Genomic DNA, 25,420 nt, shown 5'->3' on the forward strand with positions numbered 1-25,420 from the left:
GTAGCGGCGATGCACGCCCTCTGTTGTCTTACAGGGCTATTTCAGCCCGTCACCTTCCACTGCGGGAATGTCCAGCGGACCTGCTTATCAAGCTGGTCAAGCATCTTGTTCAGGCGCGCCACATCTTTCAGCGCGGCCTTTCTTGTCTCAGGGTCCGAAAGGTCAGCGGCTTCGATTTCAGCGAGACGAGCTTTGATCTCTGTGCGCTTGTTGTCGTTCACCATGTCAGCAAAAACCCGCGCCGCATCAATCAGTGAGCCGATCATGACTTCTGCACGACCGAGCGAGCCAACATCGTCGCTGTATTCAGGCGCATCTACGCCGTCCAATACATCGTTTAAAGCAAAGTGTTTCGGCCCGAGATCATTCTCAAATTCAGGCATTTCAATACCGGCAATATCGAGAGCCATGTTCAATTCGCTCAGATAACCGCGCCGGTCCTCATTGAAGTATTCAAAGAACGGGACAGCATACACACCTTTAATAGAAGCGTTCGCTTCTACCTCGCGTTGCCGCTTTCGCTCCATGTATTCGCGTTGCCGCTCAGCAGAAGATTTTGCCATAACATCCACCTGTCACCATCATCGTCATTTCTGATATAACGATGACAGTGACGCTTTCAATAGACAAAAGAGATTTCTTTGGATTTTCGTTAAGCCGCCTCCGAAACCTCGCAATCTTCACGGCACATTTCCGGCATGATGCCAGCATTCGCCAGCGCCTCTTTAATCGCGGTTTCCGGGTCAATCGGGTGCGTTGCTGCATTCGTGAGGTTCGCCGCAAGCTCAAACCAAGCGGTGTCGGGGAGGTAGGTGTTCTGCATTTTCATTTGCTCCAAATCGGTTTCGATATGGATGGATTCTAAACCTGCGAGGAATCCGAGTGCAAGACGAAAAATAGTCTAACCATATGTTTTTATTTATTAAAATAAGTAAGCACTTAGTCACTTCAAACTGTCGCCTACCCTGTTTCAGAAGAGGCCATAGCCAGGAAGTTCACCCAAACCCCGTTCCTTTTGACGCTCTTCGAGGCGCAAAGCATATGCAGCGCGAATAACATGCTCAGGGATACCTTTATCCCGTTTGCGCTTGAGCCAATTCGCATCCGAACGTTTGTCCCGATTGTATTGGGCCAGCTTCTCAGGATCGTCTTTCAGGTGCGAGAGATCATTGTTCGGCTGATCGCGGACCTTTCGACGCTTGGCGTTACGGATCAACTTGCCCTCGTCGGTCTTGCGCCATTCATCAATGCTTTCCTGTCTGCGGGCATTGTCATCTTTGGCCCGCTCGGATGCCTTCTCAAGTTCCCTCTGTGCGCTCGCAATAGTTTCGTTTGTCACCAAGAGACGCCGCTGGTCTTCAACACTCAACTCGCCTTTTGAAAGAATTGCGTCGCGCTTTGCTTCCCGTTCACGAAGCCTAATCAGTGCCTTGTCATAGCGCGTCAGCTTCACTGGCTCGAAAATTACGTCTTCGTCGTCGGGATCAGGGTCTTGAAAGGCCGAACCGGCGAAACCGCGCTTCTCTTTGACTTCGGGTTCGGTTGCTCCAATAGCCGCAAGTTCGGCCTCAAGAGCGCTAAATTCATCAACTTCGACTTGTGACGGGTCGCTAATTTTGCTATTCATTTCTCACACCAAGTTACCGAAGAGGTGAGCGTTCCCGCGCTCGCCTCTTTTCTTATTTTGCCGCCTCTTCGATCACATTTGCCAGATCGGTCGCCACGTCGAGGTTAAGCGGGTATTCTTTCCCGGTGAATAGTGAGACCAACTTGAGGCCATTCCCTGCCCGCTTCACTTTGATACCACTCAAAGCCGCAGCACCTTCGATCCAGAGTTTTTTACGCTCAGCATCCTTTGCAGTGAACGAACCGGCAGACGCCAAGACCTCGGCGACGGTCGGACCCTCACCCAACGGAATAAACGCTTCCATATCGCCCGCGACGATCTTGACACCATCCTCAGACTTGGAGACGTCCACGCCCGGAATGCTGGCTGGGATTGTTCCCGCTTCGATCTCACTGCGGACGTAATCGCCGATCACCTCAGAAATGGTTTTGCTCTTGGCTTCCGCGATCATACGAAGTTGTTCGACGCGCTCACCGGGAAGACGAATGTGGTTACTCATGGGGTATTCCTTATTACCTGAATTCCACATTAGGTTAACAGTTAACTGTTTAATGGTCAATCGAAAATACGCGTGTCGTTTTGGACGTAACGCAACCACTTCGATTAACCGAGAAAAAGCGTGTCGTTTTGGACGTATTTATATACATATTACTTATCTACTTATGTATTTAGTAATTAAGAAATATATACGTTACGTCCAAAACGACACGAATCTATTTATTCCCTCCTCCGGTTAAGGTCTCATATCCCATTACAAACACCTCTCCCGGCTATGTCAGGCGCAGCCCCACACGACACCAAAACCCGCCGCTCCGGTTCTGCACCCCCTTCCCCACCCGGTAGCGCGCCCGCACAGACTCACAGAGAGTCACCAGACGCCCGTTGCGGTCTTCCGAGTCCACATCCACCGGAAAGACGCTACAGGCGCTCTAAGGTGCCTCTCTGCGCGATTTTGAAAATCAGGCCGCAGCCCGCCGCAACACACCACCGGGGCGCATCATTTTCGTGATTTCGAATTGCACCAACGCCTTCATGCTGCGTTCGGTCTCACTGGCGATCTTGGCGGCAAGGTCACGGTTCTGTTCCGGCGATCCGCCCGAAGCGTTCACGCTGATATTCGGCGCAATGGTGATCGAAGGTGCGGCGCTCATGGTCGGCTGTGACAGGTTGTTTGCCTTCGCCGCACCGACGAACCCGCCAGACGCATAGCCACGCAAGGCGCTTTTGTGCAGCGCATCAAGGTTCGCGACTCCGAGGCGCTCGGTCGCCCGCTTCGACATGACGAATTCACCGCCATGCACAACGCCCTTTGGCTCGAACGTGCCACCGTCGCCAGTGTAGCCACCCGAGGCGAACGGCAGGAGACCACCAACCGCAGACGACACACCACCAAAAGCCCCAGAAAAGAGTTGCATCAAGAGCTTGTTCATGGCGGCCTGTGCGAGCTGCGCCAGCAAATCAAGAACCGCTTGTTCGGCAGATTTTGCGCCAGAGAAGACGCTCATGAACATACCGCTCAAAGCCTCTGCGCCCCTTTGGCCCGCACCTTCGACCTGTTCAAGTTTTCGCGCGGCCTGTTCGGCACTCATGCCTGCCGTGACATACGCCTTTGCAAGCCGATCAATCTCGGCACTCAGTTCCGGCGTGATTGCACGACCTTCCGCCTGTGCAGCAGCCAGAAGCTGCGCACGCACGCGGGCATACTCAACCGCATCGCCATAGCTCTGCGCCTGTGTCGCCGCCTTTTGCATCGTCGAGGCTTGCGCTTCATAGGCCATGCGCTGCCGCTCCAGAGCCGCCACAGCGGCTTCATAGCCACTTTGTGAGCTTCCACCCGCGCCCGCGCCTGTGTCGCCTCCTACGGGCGTCTCTGGTGGCGTCCAAGCGTCACCCGAGGGCGACCAAGCCGGGGTGTTGCGCTGGCTTAAAATGCCGATGATCTTGTTTTCTTCCTCATCAAGCGCGGCAATGCGTTCCTGAAGAATTTCCGAAGGTGTCCCACTGCGTGAGCGCTTGCGATCAGACCAACCCGATTGCTCTTGATCGGTCGCATAGAGACCGGCTTTCTCTGCCATGATTTCGGCTTGGCGGCTTTCAAGTGTGGCGGTGCGCTGCGCTTCGAACGCCCGGAACCCGTCGAGGAATTCTGACAGGCTGTATGCGGCTGAGATGATCGCAGACTTCAAAGTCGTGCCGACCGTGTTCGCGACGGTCGTGAATTGCCGGTCGAGAATGTCAGCCTTTGCAATCAGGTCGTCACTCATGACCAGCCCGAGGTTCACCGCCTCGCGTTTGGTCTCTTCGATCTTGCGCGCGCCCTGCCCCAGAAGCTCAACAAACCGCTCGCCACCCGTGCCGCCGAACAATTCGTCAGCGATCCGAATTTGAGCCGCCTTATCCATCTGCTCCAAGCGTTCGAGGATTTCGGACATCAACGCAGACGGGTCTTTGAGCTTCCGCGCCAATTCTTCGGCAGTGTATCCGAGGCGTTGGAAAGCATCCGCCCCGCTGCCCTTGCCGGTCATGACGAATTCGTCGGCGCGAAGATTGAGTTCTTTCAAGCCATCGATCAGGCTATCAACCGGAATTCGGTTTTGCTCTGCGACGTGCGCCCAGATTTGGAAGTCTTCGGCGCTCACACCGGCACGGCGGGCCTCATTGCCAACGGTTGCCACTTCCCGCGCAAGCACACGGGTCTGTGCAATCGCGGTTGCCGCTGCCCCGGCGATCAAAGTCACGCCAGCGGCAACGCCAGCGCCTGAGAATTTCACACCGCCGAACGCCTTGTTCATTTTGCCAGCTGTGCGTTTGGATCGACTCTCAGCGTCGCGGGCAAATCTTTGCTGTGCCTTGTTCGCTTTCGCCAGCGCTTTTTCAAGTCGATCGATACGGCCCTCAATTGGGACAATTAGGCCGGGAAGTTCATTCGTCATTGTTCAAAATCTCACTCTCTAAAATACAAAAAGCCCGCTCGCTTCCGGCGAGTTGTAGGCACTCAAATTCGATTGACCGAGGGTCAGGCGGTAGACCGCCATTGCAGCCGCGACTGCCCCGTCAATGCGGTCGGTCTTCTTGCCTTTGCGCATCTTGACCAAGCCGCTATCGGTGCGCACAGCGACCACGCTCGCGAGGTGGTGCCGCAAGATCGGGTGTCCATCGTGGCGAATGAGCTTGCCGTTCACGATCCGCTCAAGATCGGCACCGGCTGCGCCCATCGTCAGCGGACCTTGCCGCACTTCCACGACCGGCAAACCATCATCGTAAAGCCGCTGCATGATCCGTTGCGCAAGGTGCGGGTCAAAGCCGATCTCACGCACGTCATAGGTCGCGCAAAGCTCGCGAATTTCGTCTTCCACATCCTCTTCCGAGATGATCGGACCAGCACAGAGACGAATGAGCCCTTTATCGGCCCAGTCCTGATAAGGCACCCCGTCACGATCAGATCGGGCTTTCAGGTCTTCCCCTGGCACAAAGAACGTCGGCCTCACCGTCACCTGCCCGTCAGGGTGTTGGAACGCCGCGACAACGGCGGTCAGGTCGCCAGAGCGCGACAGGTCAACACCAAGCCAACACGGCAGGGCTTCGAGGTCTGCCGGGTCGTCATCAAACTGGCGCGCGTCATAGGTCGCGAAGTCAAAGAGCGGGTCGCGGCTATTCGCGAACCATCGGTTCAAGTTGTATTGCTCGAACGAATAGCGCTCGCTCGGACTGTCCACCGCTTTCTTCGCCACAGACCGCAGCCCGTCCAGATCGGGGAAGCCGTAAGGCAAGCCGGGGTTGACCTTGTGCCAAACCTCTTCGTCGTCCCATTGGTCGCCCTCTTCCGGCTCAAACAGGATCGGCAACACCTCTTCGTTTTCGATCTGACCAAGCGCAACACCGCGCGCATAGTTGTAAAGATCGGCGGCAAGCCCTTCGTTTCCACGTCCGGCAGTTGTGGCAATGACCGTCAGGCCACCTGCCCGCTTCACCATGCCCGATTGCAGCGCTTCCCAGAGGTCATTTCCGCGCCATGTGTGGATTTCGTCAGCGAGCACAAAAGTTGGCGTCGTGCCGTGCTGTGCGCGCCCATCTGAGGACACAGATTTGAGCGAAGACCCATCCAACGTGCTCTTGATCGTCTTCGGCGCGTTGTGGGCGTCATAGACCTTTGTCACGCCCTCAAGACGCTTGTCTTGCCGCACGATCTCCGCAGCCTCACGGAAGCCAATGCCCGCCTGTTCACGGTCTGACGCGGCAAAGATAATCTGCCCCGCCGCGACCCGCTCAGGTCCGAGAAGGTGCAGAAGTGCGAGTGCAGCGGCGAGCGAGGTCTTGCGGTTGCCGCGCGGGATCATGAGAAACACCTGTTTGACGATCCGCGACCCGTCCGCATTGCGCGGGCCGTAAATCCGCCGAACGATCCGCTCTTGCCACGGCGCGAGCTGAAAGGCGCGTTTTGGTGCAGTGCTGGCAGGATGCCGCAGACGCCGCAAGAACTTCACAGCGCGCTCACCGAAGCCCATCGGATCAGGAATAGGTGAATTGTCCGTCACCCACGTCGGATAGGTGCTCTGTTTCGTCATGGCTTACACTGCAAGCGGGTCGTCGTCGTCCGCATCCTCTGGCGCGTTTGAGCCGATCCGGGCGCGTGACGTGGGCGTCAGGCCGTATTCACTGGCGAACTGCCGTGCGGTCTGTGCCGCGCGGTTCATCACACCGAAGAGCTTCACGTCGATCAATCCGCCGGCGGCGGCGCGTTCCTCTTCGATCTGGCGCACCATACCGACCGAGATGCAGTAAGCTTCCACGCCCGCAAGATCGGCTTTCGTGATCGTCCGCCGCGCGATCAGTTGCGGCATGATCCGCTTCCATTCGGCTTTGGCGTGGGCGCTCATGAATTTCGGAACCGGCGGTGCCTTCGTCAAAGCGTCTGTGTCGGGTGTCAGGGCGGGCTTAATGCCGCGCATGTGCATGGCGCTCATACCGCTGCCCCTGTGATTTGTAGACCACCACGGCGACCAAGTTCGACAATCTGGCGAATGTCATAGCTCTGCCCGTTGTAGCTCACTCGGTCTTCGGTCGTGATCGTCTCAGGCGTCCACCGGATCACAAAGACCCGTGTCGCCTTCTCGCCTTCACCGAGATCAAGCGTGACCTGATCGGTCATGAGGTCACGCACTTCGGCACGCACGGTCAGGAAGGTCGCCCACGTCTCAAGGGTCGCGCCCGTCTCTGTGATCTCTTCGGCCTTGCGTTCAAAGCTCACATGCCGGTCAAGTTTACTCGCTTTCATGGTCACACCTTCCACCGAATGACGGCTTCAAGGCTCATAGCGCCATGCGTGAGCGTCAGGTTCGGTTGCGGGTCACGCACCCAAACCACACTCGGTTTGTGCCATTCATCCACGAAAATTTCGCCATTCTTGAGCGGGCCAAATTCCAGTGCATCGGACACCGCCGCACCGATCTGGCGCGCGGTGTCCGCACCATCCTCTTGCGCCCACATGTGCAGGGTCAGGAAGACACGCGCGGCACGTTGCGAACCGGCAGTGCGTCCGAGGTATTCGGTTTGCGCGTTCGAGAAGAGCACCGAAGGAAGCTTGTCAGGGCGACCACCACCGGCGCGAATGTTCTTCGGCTCGACAAGCGCAGTCACATCCGGCGATGCAATCAAGGTCTGGCGAATAGCAGTCTGGAAACCAAGAACAGGATCAAGCATCACCGCCCCCGCTCTTCGCAGCGCTCCGCACGGCCTTCCCAATGGCGCGACCGATCCGCCGCTTGTTCCGATCCTGCGTCAACCGGATTGCGGGCAAGAGGAACGGCTGTGCCTCTGTGCCGGGGTGATCCGTGCCTTCGAACTGCCCGCCGTTCTTGTGCGGATCGGTGCCGAATTCGACAAGATGCCCGTGGCGTTGATCGGGATTACCGACCGTCACGAGGGCTTGGTTCTCAGTCGCTTGGCGACGTCCACCACCCTGCGCATAGGCGGGCGTCACACCACCGGGCGGCGTCACTTCGATAGACGCGATCAGGTCGCCACTGTCTTCCGGTGCGAGGGCTTTGGCGACGTTGGCGAGATCATTTGCCGAAGCGATCAGCGCGGGCTTGATCTCTGCCACGATCTCGGACGGAATAGCTTCAAGACGTGCTGCGAGGCGCTTTGACTGTGCTTTGAGGTCTTTTGCCATGTCACACCACCCACCGGCGATGACTGTCCAAGAGATCGTGGACACCGAACGGCACCATAGCGGTTTTCCCGCTTGATTGTGCAGCTTCGCGGTTCTCATACCAGAAGCCCGCAAGCATCAACACAGCCAACCGAATATCTGGAACAGGATCAGGGTCAGCCTTAACCAGCAAGAAACCGTCAGCATCCACCACCGGTTCTGGAATTTCGGGGATTTCACCGCCGATATATTTAGCCACATAGGCCTCGGCGGCGTTGAGATAGAGCTGCAACAGATCGTCGTCGAGATCGTGCTCAAGATTCAAATGGGCTTTGAGCAAAGCCACAGGGGTAACGGACATGAAAAATCAATCGGTTTGAAATGTATATGTTATATTATAACACCATCATCAGATAAGAGAACACTAAAAACGAAGATTGAAAAGACAAGTAATGGCGGTTAGATACAGCCGATAATCCAAACAATTCGTCGGCAGTATTATGGGAAAAAAGACAAGTTATTTCACATTTTCCCCGGCTCTTTACCCGATGAAGCAATTTATAGAACCCTAAAAATTGAAATCGACCCGGGTGAGGTAAAATTCTCGTCTCAAGCGCAAAGGCACGCGAAACAAAATCATCCAGAAGATGTCCCCAAAATCATACCTCACCTATCGCAAATCATATCCAACCCACACTATATTGGCGATGATTTTAAGAACCCCGGAAAAATCGAATTTGTTAGCAGAATCCCAGGTGAACAAAGCGCTGCGCTAATCGCACTCACGATTGAGAAAAACGAAAAAGATGGATATTATCATATCTGTTCAAGTTACTTCATCACTCAATCAGAACTCGATAAGAAACGAGAAAAAGGGATTTTGAAGATTACGAAGCCGGCTAAAACTTGACTCTAGTTTCACATTAAAGTAGAAACTCTCTGGAATTTGGAAGTGTAAGGTGAGAACACCCGCCTCACACACCGCGAAAGCGGTAAAGTAGGTCGCAAGATCGAAGAGATACCGGATTTAATGGCTCGTGCTGTTAAATGAAAACTGGGACCCGGTTACACTTTCAGACATTGCCCCGCTTCGGCGGGGCTTTTGTTTTTTTGATTACTGAAAAATTTAATCAGTTCACAAAAAGTTATTTAGCGCAAATCGTGTGCGAACCTCCCCCCGCCGGTCCCCTAACTTAGGGGAAAGTTCAGGACTACCCCGGCCTCCTGTAGACAAGGTCTAAAACACAACATAAGAAACAGCGGAAATGCGGCACAAGTCATTGACCGTTAGCCTTAAATAGCAGCGTTCTTGCTATTCATTGGATAACAACTTACGTTGTGCTATCTATACAGCCGATGAATCACGAGAGAAACAATGTCGTTCCATATGCCCACATGCCCTAAATGCGGTCGTTTCCACGGCTCTATTCCGCATGAGCTGGCGAATGCGGTATGTTTCTCGTCGCTGATCGCTGCGAACACTGACTTCCGGAAAGAAGACAAACCAGTGACACGCAAGCGCATGTCTGCTCGCGAAGCTATGGCACGCACCAAGGCTCGGTATAAAGAGACCCTTGAATACTTGAAGTAATGCTTCGGTTTGAGCCTCTGCCAGCCCCAGAGGATACCACTTTCCTTACGCAAGAAGACGTGGATTATTTCCATGAGGAAATTCTCGAACCCGAACAACTTCGCGGATACAAATGCCTAGATGATCTTCTGGGAGCAATTGGTAGGCCACAACATGCGCTCTACTATGAAGAAGGCTGTGACCTAGTTAGGGTCGCAGCCTATTACTGGCACGGAATATCAACCAGCCACGGTTACATTGACGGCAATAAGCGCACTGGTTTCGCGTGCGCAAATAACTTCCTTCTAATGAATGGTGTGAGCTTTGAAGCTCCAGACTATTCCCTCGGGCCACTCATTGAGAGACTTTTTGTAGAAGACCGATTTAAACTGGAAACTCTCGAAGATATCTTACGCCGCCACTGCCATTGGCTCTAACGTTCGGCCTAATAGCATACCATCCCGGCACTGTTAACTATTGCACCCTCACGCCTCCCACCACTATGAAACAGACAAAGAACATATGAGGAACGTGCAGAATGGATACTACTGAATGGATTGCCGTTTATGCTGCGATAGTGGCGACTGGAGCACTTGCCCTTGAGGTTCGTCGGTGGTTTGAAAGTGGCCCAAGGATTTCACTACGCATTCAGCCAGATATGATCACAGTTGGCGCGGGCTTAAACTCGAGTGATTCATTTGTAGTTGCTACCGTTCGCAATCGAGGTTCAGCACCCACAACGCTCACAAACTTAGCAATGGTGAAATACGAGAGCCGCTTCTATCGCTGGACGCGTAAAAGAGGGCAACACTACGTTGTTCCTAAGCCTGACTTTCCCGGTAGCGCAACGACCATCCCATATGTGTTGGAACCCGGCACACAATGGCAAGGGTTTATTCGCCGAAACGGGCAGCTTTTTGAACACTTCGAAGATGGAACCGTAGTTATAGAGGTTTATTGCTCCGACCGTGACAAGCCTTACAGGAAGCGCATCGCTCGTAAGAAAAAAGCTGCGTCAAAAATCATTGAAAATTGAACCGTTTCATAGTCACTGTTACGCAAACCTCGACAAGCTTGAAAACTGAGAATTAGAATGTTGAAAAAGATACTTGGCCTGTTGCTTCTTGCTGCAATTGGCTACGGCGGCTACTACTATTTTTCGCGCGGCTATCACACCAGACCTGACATTCCCGAAGGCTCATTTTCAATGAAATTCAAGAGCGGTTTCAGAGCAATTGTGTTGAACCAAGAGCTTGATGTTATCGACAGGAAATATTTCGGACACTCAGTTGAAGTTCCATTCTACTTAGAAAAAGCATGGTCGTTCTGCGAAGCACCCACGCCAGAAGAAAATGAACAAATCTTACGAGAATTAGGAAATCGGCCCGGTGAAAGAGTGGATGGGGTATGCCGCATAGATGTTGACGGGAAAAGCGTTCTACGCGGCATAATCGCATCTGTCCCACGCCTCTAGTGACTTCGCAAATCACCCACCGTCAGCACCTTCTCAGTCGGCATACCTTTCCGAAGGCGCGTCTTAATCGTCGCGGCGTTGATACCTGTGCGCCATGACCATTCTTTAACGGTCAATGTCTCGCCATTGTGGGTAATCGTCAATTCTGGCGGTCCACGCCGCCACGTCTTCTTTTGAGCTTCGCGATAAGCTCGACTTTGCACCTCTTGGCGCGCCTCTTCCTGTGCCTCTTCGACGCTCACCGATAGAGCTTTAGCCAAAGGCCAGCCACGACCAAGACGCGCATGAATGGTGCTCACCTTGAGGCCGGTGCGTTCTGACCACTCCGCAAGCGTCAGGGTTTCGCCGTTGTGCGTATAGGTCGGGATTGATCGCTTCTCTTGCTCTTTCCGCTGGCTGGCGTTGAACTCAATCTTTCGCTTCTGCACACCGTCCAAAAGTTCTTCTGCGGTCGGTGCCTCTGCGATCCGCTTCCGCATGTGCTCGATCACCTGCATCATATCCAGATTAGCACCATCACAGACGATTTGTAAGTCTTCGTTCTCAGTCGTCAGGAATGTGCGTGTCTCTTCGATCATCCGCAGCTTTGTTTTTCGTGAGGAACCACTCTCGCCACCAATGCCGAATGTGGCGTCTTCCACGGCAAGCAAGAGCACAGCGGTCCAGAGATCGCGCTCAGACATGGGCGCGCTCTTCCCGTTGCTTCTGTCGGTCGTGGCACGGCTTACACAGCGCTTGCCAGTTGCTCTTATCCCAGAATAGACGGTCGTCGCCCTTGTGCGGAATGATGTGATCCACCACGGTCGCGGGCGCCCCACATCGGGCGCAAACCGGGTGGTAATTCAGGAATTCAATGCGGGCTTTGCGCCAAGCATGGTTGTATCCACGCTGTGCAGCGGTAGGGCGTCTTTGGTCGTGGCGCTTGTTCCGGGCGCGGGTGCGGGCGATCTGACACGCACAGCGCTCGCCATGCGGCACCACACGCCCGCAAGAGCATACATGCGGCGGCTTAGGCATTGAGCTTCGCTTTCAGACCTTGCAGCCCGTTTCGATCAAACGCCGGATCGTGACCAAGCTCTTCGATCTCATTCAGGCGTTCCGGCGTGTAATCTGCTGCGGACTTCGAAGCCTCTTCCTCTGCGCTGCCGTGAATGACTTTCAACATGGCGAGCTTGCCGGTGAAGGCTGCGGCGATCTCGGTCGGGGTCGCGTTCCAAGCGTCTTGCGGCGTCCAACCAAGCCAACCCGTCCCGATCTGGTAAAGTTCTGCATAGGCGTCAGACCATGAGAGCGCTTTACCTGTCTGTTTGGGGTTCTGTGCGCCCTGCCCTTGTTCTTCGCCGGTCGGGTTCAAGAACATGCTCAGGAGAGCCACACAGGGGCCTTCCAGAGTCGCTTTGATCTGTTTGAGGGGTTTGCCTTCCAGAGAAGACAGAAGAGCCTCAGCGGCAACGTGGGACACCGCTGAGGCTCGAATGAGCGTTTGCACCGTGCTCAAGTGGAATTGGTCGAAGTGAAGGAGAAAGCCCGACCAACCGTTATACAAGCGCTCAAGGGTCATCGCCGCCCGCAAGGTCGGTCTCAGCGTCACGACATGACCACCGTGACGAACTGTGACCTCTTCCAAGCGAGCGAGCGGCGTCATGGCTTATGCAGCCATGAGCAACTTACGGAACGCAGTCGGACGGACCACACCGGCACCAACACGGCGGCGAGCGTGGTAGCGCATCAGACCGGACGTGCGCACCGTGTAGGGGGCGGCCATGACAGCAAGCGACAGGCGGTCATAAATGCGGTAGCCGCGTTTGAAGTCACCGAAGATGATCGGTTCCGCACCGTCTGCCACGTCAGGCATGTCCACGGCTTCGACCACCGGGCGACCGAGGATCGTCTCAGGTTGACCGGCTTGATAGGACGGCTGCCACAGGTAATTGCCGTTCCCGTCTTTCAGGGTGCGGATCGTGGCGAGGGTCGCGCCGTTCATGACAAACGTCCCGGCGTTCCGGTAGGTCGCGGGAAGCGCATACATCATCGCGATAAGGGCGTCAGCATCGAGCACAGTCGCGCTACCGTTCGAGGTGGCGACGATATTGGCGTCTTGCATAAAACCCGAGGGTTCAACAGCGGTGCTGCCGTTCACGAAAGACAGCGCCTCTTTCTGACCGAAGTCTTCGGACAGGGCGAGATTGACCTCAGAAAGCACGTTCGCACTGTCTTCGGCGAGTTGAAGCGACAGGTCCACATAAGTCGCGATTTCTTTGATTGCGACCTCGCCTTGATCAAAGGTCGGCTCGCTGCCGGTGCGGGTGTCGGTTTCCCCCACCCAGAGGGCGTTGGTCACAGAGGTCCGTTTCGGCAAAAGAACGGTATGGGACGCAGTGGAACGCACATCGGCGATGCCACGGATCGGCGAGAACTCGACAAGGTTGCGAATGAACTCGCTAGACGTGTCTTCCGGGGCGAGCACATAGTTCGGGTTGTCGTTCGCAATGGTCAGCGATTTCTTTTCGGCTTCGTTGCCTTGCAGGTAAGAAACGAACGCTTTCTGTTCGGGCTTCTGACCGTTCACGATTGCCGGTGCGCCGGTCGGGCGGTTGCCCTTGGCTTCCAGAGCATCAAGACGCGCGTTCACGCGGTCGAAAGCTTTGGTGTCCATTTGCAGAGCGTTTGCCGGTGCCGCTTTGGCTTCCGGCTCATTGGTTTCGATGTCTTCGTTTTCCATGAAAATTTCCTTGTTCAAATTTAAAGATTTTAAAGAGGTGATCTGCGCGCCCGGATGAGCCGGAACGGCAACAATGCTGATTTCGTGAAGCTCAAGCGCGGTAATCTTGCGACCCTTGCCCTCACGCTTTGCGTTTTTTGTGAGGAACCCAATGGAAAGCCCTGAGATCGCACCCGATTTCACCATCGCGCGCACTTCGCGAGCGCGCTCAACATCTTCGATCAGAAGACGCCCTTTCACGGTCAAACCTGCATCGGTTTCGGTCATTTCGTCCCAGACGCCCACCACCTGCGCTTGGTCGTGGGCAAAGAGCATGGGAAGGGTTTTCGGGCCTGAGAACGCGCCCTTTTCGATCACGTCGCCCACCCGGTCGGCAGTGCCGAACGGCCACGCAATGCCGGTGATCTCGCCCGAGTCCGTGACGCTCAGGTCGGCCTTGATTTCGAGACGGTCGGTCATGCCGCGACACTCAGGGAAGCCCCCAGATCGCCGGTAGCGGCTTCGGTCTCTTCATCTTTGGCGCTCACACCGCTCCAACGGGCTTCCATGATCTCGAACGCGAGCGGGAAGGTCTCGGACAGCGGACGGTTTGCGGCGTAGGCGTCACAGAGACGTTTCGCGTCTTCCGGGTCAGCACCGCCACCGATCAGACCGAGACGAATGACTTCGGTGAGAAGGTTCGCCGGATAGGCACCGTTCACGAACTGGAAATACAGCGCACCAACGCCAAGGCCGGTAATCCGTTCAAGTTCGGCAAGCATGGGATCGGTCAGGCAAAAAGCGTGGTCGCGATCACCAAAAAAGCCGGTGTAGGTAATCTGTTCATTCATTGGAAATGTCTTCTTTCTGAGGCGCGGAATCCGCGCCAGTTGTCGTGTAAGGGTTCTGCAATTCGTTGCCGTTGGCGTGGGGCTGCAAATTCAGCCCTGCCCGCACTTCGTTCGCGGTCATAACACCCATGCTGCGATATTGACCGTAAGCGGCGGCACGGGCGGCGGTGTCGGTCGTTGTGAGATCGTCGGTCACGAACTCTGCATAGAGCTCGCTGCGCTCTTCCGGTGTCAGGAGACAGCGCGCATAAGCCCATGCCCAATTGGTCAGCCACGGTTTGAGTGTGACCTGTAGGAACTGGCGCGCCATTTCTTCGGTGTTCGACCATGTGCCGCGTGTCAGCTCGAAAAGCATCGTGGGCGGCACCCGGAACACGCGGGCGATTTCGCGGATTTGTTCGAGGCGGTTCTCGGCGAACTGTGCGTCGGTGAGCGTCATCGTCACCGCCTCATAGCTCATTCCTTCGTCAAGAATGGCCGTGCCGCCGGAATTGCCGGAACCATGCGCAGCGGTCCAACTTGTCGCCAGATTGCGTTTGGCTTCGTCACCGAGGGCTTTCTCGGATTTGATAATGCCGCCGGGTTTGCCGCCGTTGGCGAAGAGGCGCGCGATATGAGCCTCAAAGGCCAGTGCGAGACCGATAGCTTCACGACCGAGAAGGATCGGCGAGACACCACCAAAGGCTTCAACGTGCAGAATGTCAGTGAAGGTGTAGCGGCGCGGCCCGTCAGAGTGTTGCACGATGTAAGTCGGTTCGCCGAAGTCGTCGGTTTCGATCTGCACGGCGGACGGTTCGAGCCGGTGAAGCTCAACAGAATCGCCCACGCCATTGCGAACAACCAACGCAAAGCCACGACCGTAAAGAAGCGCGTCGGTCGTCAATTCCTCGCGCAAGGACTGCGCAGACGTCCACGGGTTCGCTTCGTCGTGCATGAGCTTATACGCGGGGTGATCGGTGACAGACGCCCTGCCCTCGCGCTCATAGAGCTTAGCTGGCAAGCTGCCGACCGTCTCAGCGATCAGAGAGACAGCACAGGCCACGGCGGGAACGCGCATGGCGGTATCTGCCGTAACGGTCTGACCTGTGATTGAAGGCGTAATGTTGAAAATAGGGAAAGCGGCGGACGTCGAAACGCCCACCGCCTTCTTAGTGAATACTGAAAAGACTTTTTAAACACGAACTGAAAACACTTGAACCAACTAACGGTATCATAATACCCCATTTGGCGCGCAATGTGAATCCCTACCCGAAAGAAAGTTTCAGGAGATTTAGGTGAGATCGTATGCCGGCACTTGGTTGATCGCGTTAACCTTCGTCGCAAGCGTCACGTCGCCGTAGTTGTCGCCCGCAGTCTTCCCGGCATGGCCCTGAATTGCATCAGCCACACGGTCAGAGATACCAAGCTCACGGCATTGCGTTTTCAGCCGGTGCCGCCATGCGTGGTTTGGTTGCGCAAGATCATCAGGCGTCAGCTTTTCAGCGCGAAGCCATTCTGAAAGCTGGTTCGAGATACGAACCGCCTTTTGCAAATACTTCGCCGGATCGGTCCCATTGTGGAACAAGGGACCATTGCCCGAGGCTTCAACAAACGCCGGGAAACCCTCTTGGACGATCTGAGGGTGCAAAGGCACGTCACGATAGCCGCCAGCCTTCACAGTGCCCGCCTCTGGCGTGATACGGATCACCCAGACATCACCCTCTTGCCGCACATCCTCTTTCCGAAGCTGTGTGATCTCTGTGACCCGTGCGCCGGTGAAAGCACAGATGATAGGAACCCAACGCTTTGCGGCGACCAGCTGCGGCTTTTCACGAACCCTGCCCCATGCGTCTTCGTTTGGCTTATATGACCGAGAAACTTTGAGCACCTTCACCGCTTCCGTGTCGGTGTAGCCCTTCTCACGGGTCACAACCCGTTTCTGTTTGCTTTGCTTCACTGTCGCCGCGACATTCTCGGAAAGGCGCTCATTCTCAAACGCCCACTGCAACAGCGAGCGCACCGTTGACAGGTAAACCGTGCTCACGGTTGTCGCCGACTTACTTTTCAGAAGATCGTCACGCCATGCAATCACGTCCTTACGGGTGATTTTGGCCGCGTCGTCATGTTTAAGGAACTTGCGAAGGTTCTCGATTACGGTGGTCAGACGCTTACCGCCATCCTTCATTGAACCGGCCTGTTTGCGCATCGCCACATAATCAGACCAAAGGCGCTTAATGCTCACCGGCTCTGGCGTGTCTTGCGGCGGCTGTGCGTCTCGAATAATCGGTGTGCTTGGTGTGCCGGTAAAATCGCCTTCGTCGCGCTCTGCAACCCGTTCTAGCGCCTCTAGCTCGGCACTACACAGCGCACGGGCAATCACACGCCATTCATCGCTTCCGATCTCCGCAGCGAGGTTGCCAGCCGCCCGGAACCGTTCGACCTGATAGCCGACAAATTCCGACAACTCTGCATCGTCGGCACGTCCAGCAACCGCATTGCGAAGCCGCGAAACTAGGTCATCATCAATACCAACGTTTGCATATCGGCGATCATTCCGAAGTTCGTCATCAAAGGCGAGGCGCTGCGTGTAGTGGCTGTGCGCGATCTGTTGCGGCGTCAGGATGTAGCGAGGATCAGGCGTGATGTTCCGCCCGGTCTGTTGCGTATACATTCGTTCGGCGTCCGCGATCTCGCGTTGATGGTTCGCCACGGCACCCGGCAAAAGTTTGAGCGCTTGGCGGTAGTCACCACCGAGAGGGGTTCGCAGCTCCCACTTATTATTAAAGAAACCCCGAAGGTGTTGCGGCACAACCACCCGTGCATGATAACGCCCCGACCGATTCACTAAATGACGAACTTTTCCGGCCATTTTTAAATCCCGTTTGTAACCGAAGTTGTAACCTTGAAACGGACATAAGCCCTTATTTGCAAGGCTTTTCTTTAATTACAAAGGGATAGAATGGTGGGTGATAAGAGATTTGAACTCCTGACATCTTCGATGTGAACGAAGCGCTCTACCACTGAGCTAATCACCCGCCGTGGCGCGGTGTTTAGCCTCTGCCCCATCCCGATGCAAGAGGTTTTTCCGAGAAAATTCCTCTGACCGCGAATGTCTGTCAGGACGCGTCGTCGCTGTCGTTTTCTGCGGCCATATCTTCGCTGGCCTTCTCTTCCAACATCGCTTTCGGACGACGCAGTTTGGCGACGATGATATGCGCGCCCGAAGCCTCACGCACGCGGTTCACGCTCATTTTACCCAGAGGCGGCAGGTTCAGTTCCTCCTCGCGCTGGAGCGCATCGCCCAGCTCTTTCAGCGTCGCTTCGACCACCTTCTTGACATCAGAGCGTTTCACGCCCGAGGCCTCTACCACCTTTGCGAAGAGGTCCTTTTTCTTCATGGCGGTCACCAGAGTGGTTTCGGGCGCCTCGACCGGGGCGGGTTCGGTCGTTGCTGGCACGGTCTTTTTCGCAGAGGCAGTCTTTTTGGTGGTCGTTGTCACAGGAGTTGTCCTTGTTGTCTTGCTCGTCGACATTATTGCACTTACGGAAACCTTAGCGCTCGAACCACATGGCGCGCAACGGGCAAATACATCTTTGGCGCGCCGAAGACAGGCCGTCGGAAAAGATGCTTAAACCTAAGCCATCAAAAAGAAAATTCATACATCTCAAAACGACAAAAGCCGACCCGAAGGCCGGCTTTCGCAAAGTCATTGTTTCCAGATCGGGATCAGTGCGCGACGGCGCCCTGCCCCTCTCCGGTCGAAGAAATTTTCGCAAGACGCGCCGCTTCATCTGCGGCATCGTCCCATTCGATCGGCTCAGGCTGACGCACAAGCGCGTGTTTGAGCACCTCGGACACATGGGTCACAGGGATAATCTCCAGCCCCTCTTTAACGTTGTCCGGGATGTCCGCCAGATCCTTGACGTTTTCCTCCGGGATGAGCACGGTTTTGATCCCGCCCCGCAGCGCCGCGAGGAGTTTCTCCTTGAGCCCTCCGATGGCCGTTGCATTGCCGCGCAAGCTCACCTCGCCGGTCATGGCGATGTCTTTGCGCACCGGGATTTGCGTCAGAACGGAGACGATGGTGGTGACCATCGCCAGACCCGCAGAGGGCCCGTCCTTCGGTGTCGCGCCATCGGGCACGTGGACGTGGATGTCCATCGTATCGAACAGCGGCGGTTTCACCCCGATCGAGGGCGCAATCGAGCGCACATAGGAGCTGGCCGCGTCGATGGATTCCTTCATCACATCGCCCAGTTTCCCGGTGGTCTTCATCCGGCCTTTACCCGGCAGTTTCAGCGCCTCGATCTGCAACAGATCGCCGCCCACAGACGTATAGGCCAGCCCGGTCACAACGCCGATCTGATCCTCTTTCTCGGCCAGACCGTAGCGGAACTTTTTCACACCAAGGTAATCTTCAAGGTTCTCCGGCGTGACCTGCACGCTGTCGACCTCTTTCTTGATGATCTTCGTCACCGCCTTGCGGGCGATCTTGGCGAATTCACGCTCCAGATTCCGCACGCCAGCCTCACGGGTGTAGTAGCGGATCACATCCATGATCGCACCGTCCGTGACAGAGAATTCCTTGGCTTTGAGGCCATGGTTTTTCACCTGTTTCGGCAGCAAATGCTGTTTCGCGATCTCGGCCTTTTCCTCTTCGGTGTAGCCCGAGAGCGGGATGATCTCCATCCGGTCGAGAAGCGGCCCCGGCATGTTGTAGCTGTTCGACGTGGTCAGGAACATCACGTTCGAGAGATCGTATTCGACCTCCATATAGTGATCCACAAAGGTGGAATTCTGTTCCGGATCAAGCACTTCGAGCATCGCCGACGCCGGGTCACCACGGAAGTCCTGCCCCATCTTGTCGATCTCATCGAGCAAGATGAGCGGGTTCGTCGTCTTCGCCTTTTTCAAGGCCTGGATGATCTTGCCCGGCATGGAGCCAATATAGGTCCGACGGTGACCGCGGATCTCTGACTCGTCGCGCACGCCGCCCAGAGAGATGCGAATGAACTCGCGCCCCGTGGCCTTGGCGACCGATTTGCCCAAAGAGGTCTTACCCACGCCCGGCGGGCCGACGAGGCACATGATCGGGCCTTTCAGCTTTTTCGAACGCTGCTGCACCGCGAGATATTCGACGATGCGCTCCTTGACTTTCTCAAGCCCGTAGTGATCGGCATCGAGGATTTCCTCGGCGCGGCCAAGATCCTTTTTCACACGCGATTTCGTGCCCCACGGGATCGACAACATCCAGTCGAGATAGTTGCGCACCACCGTGGCCTCCGCCGACATCGGCGACATGTTCTTGAGCTTTTTAAGCTCCGCCTCAGCCTTCTCGGCGGCTTCTTTCGACAGTTTGGTCGCAGCGATTTTCTCTTCGAGCTCGGCGATCTCGCCGGCCCCATCGTCGCCATCGCCCAACTCCTTCTGAATGGCCTTCATTTGCTCATTCAGATAGTACTCGCGCTGGGTGCGCTCCATCTGTGATTTGACGCGGGTCTTGATCTTTTTCTCGACCTGCAACACGGACATTTCGCCCTGCATCAGGCCATAGACCGCCTCAAGACGCTCATCAACCGCCAGCGTTTCCAGAAGCTTTTGTTTCTGTTCGACCTCAACGCCCAGATGACCGGCCACGAGATCGGCCAGCTTCGCCGGTTCGCGCGTCTCGGAGACGGCGACCAGAGCTTCTTCGGGGACGTTCTTTTTCACCTTGGCGTAATGTTCGAATTCTTCGCGCACGGAGCGCAAGAGCGCCGCCACGGCTTCCGCATCGCCTTCGCTTTCGTCCAGCGGCGAAATCTCGGCCTCGAAATGGTTCTCATTGTCGAGAAAGCGGGTCAATTTCACCCGGCGCTCGCCCTCGACCAGCACTTTGACGGTGCCATCGGGCAGCTTCAGAAGTTGCAGCACATTGGCCAGCACGCCGACGCGGTAGATGCCGTCGGTGTCCGGGTCGTCCACGGCCGGGTCGATCTGGGCGGACAAGAGAATTTGCTTGTCCTGCGCCATGACCTCTTCGAGCGCTTTCACGGATTTTTCGCGTCCCACAAAGAGCGGCACGACCATATGCGGAAACACCACAATGTCGCGCAGCGGCAGGACGGGATAGGATTGGAGTTGCTCGTGCATTGTCATTCCTTATCTTGGCAAAAGAGCCGGGCCCCAAAGTGGCAGCCATTGGCTCTTTCCTGTCTTGGTGACTATATCTGGGGGCCTGTCCCCGGGATTTCAACCAAGTCAAGTTGCGGCTGATATCGAGTTTGCCCCTCATCTGCGCCTCTCGCAAGGGCAGAATTGCCCCCAAAGCGCGGGTTTTTCGCATCAAAATGCGCAAAAATGGGTTGAAAAGCCGTTGTTTTACAGAAAACGCAAGAAAATTGAGGGGTTATCCTTAACCGTTTTCCTGCCTGTTTTTCCCGCAAGACAGATCACAACACGGATCACAGGTGATCAAGATGCTGTGGACACCCCCGCAGGCCCCAAAAACAACCTAGGGTTGATTCCCTCAAATCGGCTCAATATCGCCCTCGGCGCGCTTGGCGTGGAAGTCAGCTTCCCAGACCTCAAATGTGCCGCCCGCAATCGCGTCGCGCATACCCTGCATGATTTCCTGAAAATAATGCAGGTTGTGCCAGGTCAAAAGCATGCCGGAGATCATCTCGTGGCTGCGGAAGACATGGTGCAGATAGGCGCGCGAATAGTTCGAACACGCCGGACAGGTGCATTGTTCATCCAGCGGACGCGGGTCATCGGCGTGGCGCGCGTTCTTGATGTTGACCTGCCCGCGCCGGGTCCAGGCCTGGCCGGTGCGACCCGAGCGCGAGGGCAGCACGCAATCCATCATGTCGATGCCACGTTTCACGGCGCCGACGATGTCATCCGGTTTGCCCACGCCCATCAGGTAACGCGGCTTGTCGGTGGGCAACATATCGGGCGCGAAGTCGAGCGTTTGGAACATCGCCTCCTGCCCCTCGCCCACGGCCAGACCGCCCAATGCGTAGCCATCGAACCCGATCTCTTTCAAAGCCTCGGCGCTTTCTTCGCGGAAATCCTGTTCCAGCCCACCTTGCTGAATACCGAACAGCGCATGCCCCGGACGGTCGCCGAACGCGTCCTTGGACCGCGCCGCCCACCGCATCGACAGGCGCATCGACTCCGCGATCCGGTCGCGATCCGCCGGAAGCGCGGGGCATTCGTCGAAACACATCACAATGTCGGAGCCGAGGAGCTTTTGGATCTCCATCGAGCGCTCCGGCGTCAGCTCATGTTTCGAGCCATCGACATGCGAGCGAAAAGTCACGCCCTTTTCCGTCAGCTTGCGCAGATCGGCGAGGCTCATGACCTGAAACCCGCCGCTGTCCGTCAGAATGGGCCGCTCCCAATTCATGAATTTGTGCAGGCCCCCAAGCCGCGCGATCCGTTCCGCCGTCGGGCGCAGCATCAGGTGATAGGTGTTGCCCAAAAGGATGTCGGCGCCGGTCGCGCGCACGCTTTCGGGCATCATCGCCTTGACGGTCGCGGCCGTCCCCACCGGCATAAAGGCGGGCGTGCGGATCTCGCCCCGCGGCGTCGAGATCACGCCGGTGCGTGCCTTACCGTCGGTGGCGTTGAGGGAGAATGAGAATCGTTCGGGCGTGGTGTTCTGGGTCATGGCGGAGGCTTTAGCGCCAAACGCGCTTTCAGGCCAGATGCAACCATGATGCAACCATTCTGGGCCTCGGGCGTTAAACGGTGCATCTGTTGCTTTGGAGGTCCCATGCGCGCTGTCATCCTTGCCAATCGCCAGTCCGGCACCAACCGCCAAGACGCGGAGGCGCTTGAACGGGCTTGTGCCGCGTTTGGCGAGGGTTGTGAGGTGATCACGCTCGACCCCGACACCGATCTGAGCGACCTGATCGACCATAAAATCAGCGAGGGCGCCGAGGCGGTGATTTCTGCGGGCGGCGACGGGACGGCCATGGCGATTGCCAATGCCATGCTGGGCCGCGAGGTGCCGATGGGGGTTCTGCCGATGGGCACCTTCAACTATTTCACCCGTGGGCTGGGCCTCTCCGAGGTGCCAGAAGAAGCCGCCGCACAGCTGCGCGACGGCGAGACCCACGACATTCGCATCGGACAGGTCAATGGCCGCGCCTTTCTCAACAATGCGTCTCTGGGCGTCTACCCCGCGATCTTGAAGAAACGCGAGGCAATCTATGATCGCTGGGGGCGGCATCGCGTTGTGGCCTATTGGTCGGTGATCAAAACCATTCTGCAGACCCAGCACCGGATGAAGTTGTCGATCACGGCGGATGGCACGACTCATGAGGTGAAAACGCCTTTGGTCTTCATCGCGCGCTCGGCCTATCAGCTCGAGGTCTTCGGCCTCGATGGCGCAGAGACCATCTCAGAGGACGGATTTGCGACCTTTGTCATTCACGCGCGGTCTCGCATGGACCTGTTGCGCCTCGCCGTCACGCTTGCCGCACGTAAAATGCCGCCGCGTCAGGATTTTACCCTCATCCGTGCGCATGACTTGGTGATCGAACATCAAGGCAAGGCGCAGCCACCGTTTTTGACCGCCTTCGACGGCGAAAAGGCGCGGCTGTCGGCACCGCTGCGCCTGTCGATGAGCGAGGCGCCGCTGCGCATTCTCACTCCAAAAGCGACGGAGGACCACATCGCCGCATGACCCGACTGATCCATCTCTCCGATCTGCATTTCGGCCGCACCGACCCGGCGCTGGCGGGGCCATTGTTGCGCACCATTTCGCGGCAAGAGCCAACCTTAGTGGTGATTTCCGGCGATTTCACCCAGCGCGCGCGGCCCGGTCAGTTCGAGAAAGCCAAGGCCTTTGTCGAAGCCATCGAGGCGACTGAGATCCCTGTGCTGTCGGTCCCCGGCAATCACGACACGCCGCTCTATAACCTCTTCATGCGCTGGCTCATGCCCTATGCGCGCTACAAACGGGCGATTTCTCGCGATCTGGAACCCACGTTCGAGACGCCGGATTTGCGCGTCGTGGGCATCAACACCGTCAATCCCTTTGCCTGGCAAAGCGGCAAGCTCTCCGCCCGCCACATCACCCGCGCGATGGAGCATTTCGGCGAAGATGACGGGCGCCTGCGCGTCGCTGTGTTGCACCACCCGTTGCAGCAACCGCCCACCTTGGACAAACCGAAAACCCGTGGCGCAAAGGCCGCGCTCACCGCGCTCTCGGCGGCGGGCGCCGATCTTGTGCTGTCTGGTCATTTGCACAATGCGCAGGCCGTGCCCTTTACGCAGGTGCCTGGAGTCTTGTTTGTGCAGGCAGGCACAGCGCTATCGACCCGCACACGCGGTACACCCAATACGTTCAATCAGATTGACCTGAAACCGGACGGTACGCTGACTGTGACGGTCTGGAGCGCGACCGAAGGGGATGGATTTCTGCCCGGCCCGCCCCTGAGCTACGAGAAAGGCGGAACGGGCTGGGTGCTCAAGGGGCAAGAGTTTGCCTCTGCCCCTCTTCGCGCCCGGCTTTGAGATTACTCCGCCGCTTCGATGGTCGCCTTGGCGTCTTCGGGGATCGCCAGCGACAGGATGATCGCCGAAAGCCCCGCGAGGGTGATCGGCGCGGCGAAGACCTGTTTCAGAAAGGTCGGCAGGTTCTGCGTCGCGTCGGGCACCAGTGTCACGCCAAGCGCCAAACCAAAGGACACCGCCATGATATAGACCCGGCGCAGGGTCATGTCCTCGGACGACAGGATGCGAATGCCCGCCACCGCGATGGTCGAAAAGAGCACCAAAGTCGCCCCCCCCAGAACAGGTTTCGGGATGATCAAAAAGAAGGTGCCGATCACTGGAAACAGCCCCAAGAGCACCAGAAACCCGCCCATATACATTCCAACGTGGCGCGAGGCGACGCCGGTCATCTGGATCACACCGTTGTTTTGCGAAAACGTGGTGTTGGGGAAGGTGTTGAACACGGCGGCCAGCGCCGAATTGACGCCATCGCCCAGAACCCCGCCCTTGATGCGCTTCATGTAGAGCGGGCCTTCGACCGGCTCGCCGGAGATCACCGAATTGGCGGTCAAATCGCCCGAGGTCTCGATGGCTGTGACGAGGTAGAGAAAGGCCAGCGGGATGAAGAGGCCGAAATCGAAATCAAAGCCGTATTTGAACGGCACCGGCAGGGCAAAAAGCTGCGCCGAGCTGAGCATGCCGAAATTCACCAGACCAAAGAAACTGGCCACGATGGTGCCGACGATGAGGCCGATCATGATGGCGGAAATACGCAGCATCGGTTTGCCGATGAAGGTCATCACCAGAATGATCGCCACCACCAAAGTGCCCAGCAACAGATAAAGCGGCTTGCCGAGATCTTCGCCCGCCATAGCGCCCCCTGCGAAATCGGTGAACCCCGCCTTGATCAGCGACAAGCCGATGACGGTGATCACGATGCCCGTCACCGTGGGCGTGATGATGCGTTTCAGCTTGTCGAGGAATTGCGACAGGATGATTTCCACCAGCGAGCCGACGAGGCAGAGCCCGAAGATCATCGCCAGAATGTCCTCTTCGCTGCCGCCCCGGCCCTTGACCGCGAACCCTGCCGCGAGAATAGCGCCGAGGAAGGCAAAAGACGTGCCTTGCAGCGACAAAAGCCCCGACCCCACGGGGCCGATGGTTTTACATTGGATAAAGGTCGCGACGCCTGAGACGAAAAACGCCATGGCGATGAGGTAGGGGATATAGGCCCCTAACCCCAAAGCGCCGCCGATGATCAGCGAGGGCGTGGCGATGCCGACGATGGAGGCCAACACGTGCTGGATCGCGGCCAGCGCGGCCTTGGGCGGCGGTGGCACATCGTCCAATTTATAAACCAGTGGCATAAACTCTTCTTGGCTCATTCTATCTTCCCCTGAAATGATGGCCCGGGTCGATGTCTTGTCCGGGTCTTGTGTCCCTGCCCCAAGCCTGCGGCGGCGCGTCCTGTAACGAAAGCTTTACCTCGGTGTCCTGTCGCGCCCGCCGCACGCAGAGGGCGCAAAACGCCCAAGAAACATGCAGTTTTCCCGGCTTCGCCCGGGAGAGGACAGGAAATA

General features: G+C 56.7%; 28 protein-coding genes and 1 tRNA gene. 6 read left to right on the forward strand and 23 right to left on the reverse strand.

What is annotated here, in order from left to right:
• Positions 1 to 41: 41 nt before the first annotated feature.
• The 11 genes from ACN0X0_RS05900 to ACN0X0_RS05950 form a co-directional block, all read right to left on the reverse strand.
• Positions 42 to 563 carry a hypothetical protein gene (locus ACN0X0_RS05900; protein WP_417278395.1) on the reverse strand — a complete coding sequence of 174 codons (522 nt, stop codon included), beginning with the start codon at positions 561 to 563 and terminating at the stop codon, positions 42 to 44.
• Positions 564 to 652: 89 nt separating this feature from the next.
• Entirely contained in the window at positions 653 to 823 is a 171-nt protein-coding gene (locus ACN0X0_RS05905) for a hypothetical protein (RefSeq protein WP_417278396.1), read from the reverse strand.
• Between the two features lie 147 nt (positions 824 to 970).
• Positions 971 to 1,627, reverse strand: coding sequence for a hypothetical protein (locus ACN0X0_RS05910; protein WP_417278397.1), 657 nt, complete (start codon positions 1,625 to 1,627; stop codon positions 971 to 973).
• 52 nt (positions 1,628 to 1,679) lie between these two features.
• Entirely contained in the window at positions 1,680 to 2,126 is a 447-nt protein-coding gene (locus tag ACN0X0_RS05915; RefSeq protein WP_417278398.1) for a hypothetical protein, read from the reverse strand.
• A gap of 460 nt (positions 2,127 to 2,586) precedes the next feature.
• The gene (locus tag ACN0X0_RS05920; RefSeq protein ID WP_417278399.1) at positions 2,587 to 4,560 is read right to left on the reverse strand and encodes a phage tail tape measure protein; all 1,974 of its coding nucleotides are present in this window, start codon (positions 4,558 to 4,560) and stop codon (positions 2,587 to 2,589) included.
• An 18-nt stretch (positions 4,561 to 4,578) separates the two neighbouring features.
• A complete protein-coding gene (locus ACN0X0_RS05925; protein WP_417278400.1) occupies positions 4,579 to 6,192 on the reverse strand; it encodes a terminase large subunit in 1,614 nt (537 codons plus the stop codon).
• A gap of 3 nt (positions 6,193 to 6,195) precedes the next feature.
• Positions 6,196 to 6,591, reverse strand: coding sequence for a phage terminase small subunit P27 family (locus ACN0X0_RS05930; protein WP_417264237.1), 396 nt, complete (start codon positions 6,589 to 6,591; stop codon positions 6,196 to 6,198).
• Entirely contained in the window at positions 6,588 to 6,902 is a 315-nt protein-coding gene (locus ACN0X0_RS05935) for a phage head closure protein (protein WP_417278401.1), read from the reverse strand. The genes ACN0X0_RS05930 and ACN0X0_RS05935 overlap by 4 nt, the downstream gene beginning before the upstream one ends.
• A 2-nt stretch (positions 6,903 to 6,904) precedes the next feature.
• Positions 6,905 to 7,327: a DUF3168 domain-containing protein gene (locus ACN0X0_RS05940; protein WP_417278402.1), complete on the reverse strand. Its 423-nt coding sequence runs from the start codon at positions 7,325 to 7,327 to the stop codon at positions 6,905 to 6,907.
• Positions 7,320 to 7,799 (reverse strand): HK97 gp10 family phage protein, encoded by a 480-nt coding sequence (locus ACN0X0_RS05945; RefSeq protein WP_417278403.1) that lies wholly within the window; start codon positions 7,797 to 7,799, stop codon positions 7,320 to 7,322. The genes ACN0X0_RS05940 and ACN0X0_RS05945 overlap by 8 nt, the downstream gene beginning before the upstream one ends.
• A 1-nt stretch (position 7,800) precedes the next feature.
• A complete protein-coding gene (locus ACN0X0_RS05950) occupies positions 7,801 to 8,139 on the reverse strand; it encodes a head-tail connector protein (RefSeq protein WP_417278404.1) in 339 nt (112 codons plus the stop codon).
• Positions 8,140 to 8,334: 195 nt separating this feature from the next.
• Between ACN0X0_RS05950 and ACN0X0_RS05955 the strand changes: the two genes are divergently transcribed.
• The 4 genes from ACN0X0_RS05955 (at position 8,335) to ACN0X0_RS05970 (ending at position 10,822) form a co-directional block, all read left to right on the forward strand.
• On the forward strand, positions 8,335 to 8,688 hold the full coding sequence (locus ACN0X0_RS05955; RefSeq protein WP_417278504.1) for a hypothetical protein: 354 nt from the start codon (positions 8,335 to 8,337) through the stop codon (positions 8,686 to 8,688).
• Between the two features lie 680 nt (positions 8,689 to 9,368).
• Complete coding sequence (locus ACN0X0_RS05960) at positions 9,369 to 9,785, forward strand: type II toxin-antitoxin system death-on-curing family toxin (RefSeq protein WP_417278405.1); 417 nt, start codon at positions 9,369 to 9,371, stop codon at positions 9,783 to 9,785.
• A 101-nt stretch (positions 9,786 to 9,886) separates the two neighbouring features.
• Positions 9,887 to 10,384 (forward strand): hypothetical protein, encoded by a 498-nt coding sequence (locus ACN0X0_RS05965; protein WP_417278406.1) that lies wholly within the window; start codon positions 9,887 to 9,889, stop codon positions 10,382 to 10,384.
• A 57-nt stretch (positions 10,385 to 10,441) separates the two neighbouring features.
• Positions 10,442 to 10,822 carry a hypothetical protein gene (locus ACN0X0_RS05970; protein ID WP_417278407.1) on the forward strand — a complete coding sequence of 127 codons (381 nt, stop codon included), beginning with the start codon at positions 10,442 to 10,444 and terminating at the stop codon, positions 10,820 to 10,822.
• Here ACN0X0_RS05970 and ACN0X0_RS05975 read toward each other — a convergent pair.
• From ACN0X0_RS05975 to tgt, 11 genes are all read right to left on the reverse strand, one after another.
• Positions 10,819 to 11,505: a hypothetical protein gene (locus ACN0X0_RS05975; RefSeq protein ID WP_417278408.1), complete on the reverse strand. Its 687-nt coding sequence runs from the start codon at positions 11,503 to 11,505 to the stop codon at positions 10,819 to 10,821. The two genes, ACN0X0_RS05970 and ACN0X0_RS05975, sit on opposite strands and share 4 nt — an antisense overlap.
• Positions 11,498 to 11,839 (reverse strand): HNH endonuclease, encoded by a 342-nt coding sequence (locus ACN0X0_RS05980; RefSeq protein ID WP_417278409.1) that lies wholly within the window; start codon positions 11,837 to 11,839, stop codon positions 11,498 to 11,500. Before ACN0X0_RS05980 ends, ACN0X0_RS05975 begins: the two co-directional genes overlap by 8 nt.
• Entirely contained in the window at positions 11,832 to 12,467 is a 636-nt protein-coding gene (locus ACN0X0_RS05985) for a hypothetical protein (RefSeq protein ID WP_417278410.1), read from the reverse strand. The genes ACN0X0_RS05980 and ACN0X0_RS05985 overlap by 8 nt, the downstream gene beginning before the upstream one ends.
• Positions 12,468 to 12,470: 3 nt before the next feature.
• The gene (locus tag ACN0X0_RS05990) at positions 12,471 to 14,003 is read right to left on the reverse strand and encodes a phage major capsid protein (RefSeq protein ID WP_417278411.1); all 1,533 of its coding nucleotides are present in this window, start codon (positions 14,001 to 14,003) and stop codon (positions 12,471 to 12,473) included.
• Complete coding sequence (locus ACN0X0_RS05995) at positions 14,000 to 14,374, reverse strand: gene transfer agent family protein (RefSeq protein WP_417264226.1); 375 nt, start codon at positions 14,372 to 14,374, stop codon at positions 14,000 to 14,002. Before ACN0X0_RS05995 ends, ACN0X0_RS05990 begins: the two co-directional genes overlap by 4 nt.
• Positions 14,367 to 15,515, reverse strand: a complete 1,149-nt coding sequence (locus ACN0X0_RS06000; protein ID WP_417278412.1) for a phage portal protein — start codon at positions 15,513 to 15,515, stop codon at positions 14,367 to 14,369. The genes ACN0X0_RS05995 and ACN0X0_RS06000 overlap by 8 nt, the downstream gene beginning before the upstream one ends.
• Positions 15,516 to 15,644: 129 nt before the next feature.
• Complete coding sequence (locus ACN0X0_RS06005) at positions 15,645 to 17,222, reverse strand: DUF6538 domain-containing protein (protein ID WP_417278413.1); 1,578 nt, start codon at positions 17,220 to 17,222, stop codon at positions 15,645 to 15,647.
• 91 nt (positions 17,223 to 17,313) lie between these two features.
• Positions 17,314 to 17,388: transfer RNA gene (locus ACN0X0_RS06010), tRNA-Val, on the reverse strand.
• 81 nt (positions 17,389 to 17,469) lie between these two features.
• Positions 17,470 to 17,853 (reverse strand): HU family DNA-binding protein, encoded by a 384-nt coding sequence (locus ACN0X0_RS06015; protein ID WP_417278414.1) that lies wholly within the window; start codon positions 17,851 to 17,853, stop codon positions 17,470 to 17,472.
• Positions 17,854 to 18,080: 227 nt separating this feature from the next.
• Positions 18,081 to 20,486, reverse strand: a complete 2,406-nt coding sequence (lon, locus tag ACN0X0_RS06020; RefSeq protein WP_417278415.1) for an endopeptidase La — start codon at positions 20,484 to 20,486, stop codon at positions 18,081 to 18,083.
• Between the two features lie 376 nt (positions 20,487 to 20,862).
• On the reverse strand, positions 20,863 to 22,008 hold the full coding sequence (tgt, locus tag ACN0X0_RS06025) for a tRNA guanosine(34) transglycosylase Tgt (RefSeq protein ID WP_417278416.1): 1,146 nt from the start codon (positions 22,006 to 22,008) through the stop codon (positions 20,863 to 20,865).
• Between the two features lie 105 nt (positions 22,009 to 22,113).
• On the opposite strand from tgt, the gene ACN0X0_RS06030 reads away from it, so the two are divergent.
• On the forward strand, positions 22,114 to 23,028 hold the full coding sequence (locus ACN0X0_RS06030) for a diacylglycerol/lipid kinase family protein (protein WP_417260947.1): 915 nt from the start codon (positions 22,114 to 22,116) through the stop codon (positions 23,026 to 23,028).
• On the forward strand, positions 23,025 to 23,861 hold the full coding sequence (locus tag ACN0X0_RS06035) for a metallophosphoesterase family protein (RefSeq protein ID WP_417278417.1): 837 nt from the start codon (positions 23,025 to 23,027) through the stop codon (positions 23,859 to 23,861). The genes ACN0X0_RS06030 and ACN0X0_RS06035 overlap by 4 nt, the downstream gene beginning before the upstream one ends.
• Before the next feature lie 2 nt (positions 23,862 to 23,863).
• Here ACN0X0_RS06035 and ACN0X0_RS06040 read toward each other — a convergent pair whose 3' ends face one another.
• On the reverse strand, positions 23,864 to 25,225 hold the full coding sequence (locus ACN0X0_RS06040; protein ID WP_417278418.1) for a nucleobase:cation symporter-2 family protein: 1,362 nt from the start codon (positions 25,223 to 25,225) through the stop codon (positions 23,864 to 23,866).
• Positions 25,226 to 25,420: the final 195 nt, after the last annotated feature.

Source organism: Celeribacter sp. (assembly GCF_048270365.1).
GTDB lineage: Bacteria > Pseudomonadota > Alphaproteobacteria > Rhodobacterales > Rhodobacteraceae > Celeribacter.

Coding starts and splice junctions, on each gene's coding strand:
- ACN0X0_RS05900 (WP_417278395.1), bottom strand. CDS start 563: ATGGCAAAATCTTCTGCTGAGCGGCAACGCGAATACATGGAGCGAAAG.
- ACN0X0_RS05905 (WP_417278396.1), bottom strand. CDS start 823: ATGCAGAACACCTACCTCCCCGACACCGCTTGGTTTGAGCTTGCGGCG.
- ACN0X0_RS05910 (WP_417278397.1), bottom strand. CDS start 1,627: ATGAATAGCAAAATTAGCGACCCGTCACAAGTCGAAGTTGATGAATTT.
- ACN0X0_RS05915 (WP_417278398.1), bottom strand. CDS start 2,126: ATGAGTAACCACATTCGTCTTCCCGGTGAGCGCGTCGAACAACTTCGT.
- ACN0X0_RS05920 (WP_417278399.1), bottom strand. CDS start 4,560: ATGACGAATGAACTTCCCGGCCTAATTGTCCCAATTGAGGGCCGTATC.
- ACN0X0_RS05925 (WP_417278400.1), bottom strand. CDS start 6,192: ATGACGAAACAGAGCACCTATCCGACGTGGGTGACGGACAATTCACCT.
- ACN0X0_RS05930 (WP_417264237.1), bottom strand. CDS start 6,591: ATGAGCGCCATGCACATGCGCGGCATTAAGCCCGCCCTGACACCCGAC.
- ACN0X0_RS05935 (WP_417278401.1), bottom strand. CDS start 6,902: ATGAAAGCGAGTAAACTTGACCGGCATGTGAGCTTTGAACGCAAGGCC.
- ACN0X0_RS05940 (WP_417278402.1), bottom strand. CDS start 7,327: ATGCTTGATCCTGTTCTTGGTTTCCAGACTGCTATTCGCCAGACCTTG.
- ACN0X0_RS05945 (WP_417278403.1), bottom strand. CDS start 7,799: ATGGCAAAAGACCTCAAAGCACAGTCAAAGCGCCTCGCAGCACGTCTT.
- ACN0X0_RS05950 (WP_417278404.1), bottom strand. CDS start 8,139: ATGTCCGTTACCCCTGTGGCTTTGCTCAAAGCCCATTTGAATCTTGAG.
- ACN0X0_RS05960 (WP_417278405.1), top strand. CDS start 9,369: ATGCTTCGGTTTGAGCCTCTGCCAGCCCCAGAGGATACCACTTTCCTT.
- ACN0X0_RS05965 (WP_417278406.1), top strand. CDS start 9,887: ATGGATACTACTGAATGGATTGCCGTTTATGCTGCGATAGTGGCGACT.
- ACN0X0_RS05970 (WP_417278407.1), top strand. CDS start 10,442: ATGTTGAAAAAGATACTTGGCCTGTTGCTTCTTGCTGCAATTGGCTAC.
- ACN0X0_RS05975 (WP_417278408.1), bottom strand. CDS start 11,505: ATGTCTGAGCGCGATCTCTGGACCGCTGTGCTCTTGCTTGCCGTGGAA.
- ACN0X0_RS05980 (WP_417278409.1), bottom strand. CDS start 11,839: ATGCCTAAGCCGCCGCATGTATGCTCTTGCGGGCGTGTGGTGCCGCAT.
- ACN0X0_RS05985 (WP_417278410.1), bottom strand. CDS start 12,467: ATGACGCCGCTCGCTCGCTTGGAAGAGGTCACAGTTCGTCACGGTGGT.
- ACN0X0_RS05990 (WP_417278411.1), bottom strand. CDS start 14,003: ATGACCGACCGTCTCGAAATCAAGGCCGACCTGAGCGTCACGGACTCG.
- ACN0X0_RS05995 (WP_417264226.1), bottom strand. CDS start 14,374: ATGAATGAACAGATTACCTACACCGGCTTTTTTGGTGATCGCGACCAC.
- ACN0X0_RS06005 (WP_417278413.1), bottom strand. CDS start 17,222: ATGGCCGGAAAAGTTCGTCATTTAGTGAATCGGTCGGGGCGTTATCAT.
- lon (WP_417278415.1), bottom strand. CDS start 20,486: ATGCACGAGCAACTCCAATCCTATCCCGTCCTGCCGCTGCGCGACATT.
- tgt (WP_417278416.1), bottom strand. CDS start 22,008: ATGACCCAGAACACCACGCCCGAACGATTCTCATTCTCCCTCAACGCC.
- ACN0X0_RS06030 (WP_417260947.1), top strand. CDS start 22,114: ATGCGCGCTGTCATCCTTGCCAATCGCCAGTCCGGCACCAACCGCCAA.
- ACN0X0_RS06035 (WP_417278417.1), top strand. CDS start 23,025: ATGACCCGACTGATCCATCTCTCCGATCTGCATTTCGGCCGCACCGAC.
- ACN0X0_RS06040 (WP_417278418.1), bottom strand. CDS start 25,225: ATGAGCCAAGAAGAGTTTATGCCACTGGTTTATAAATTGGACGATGTG.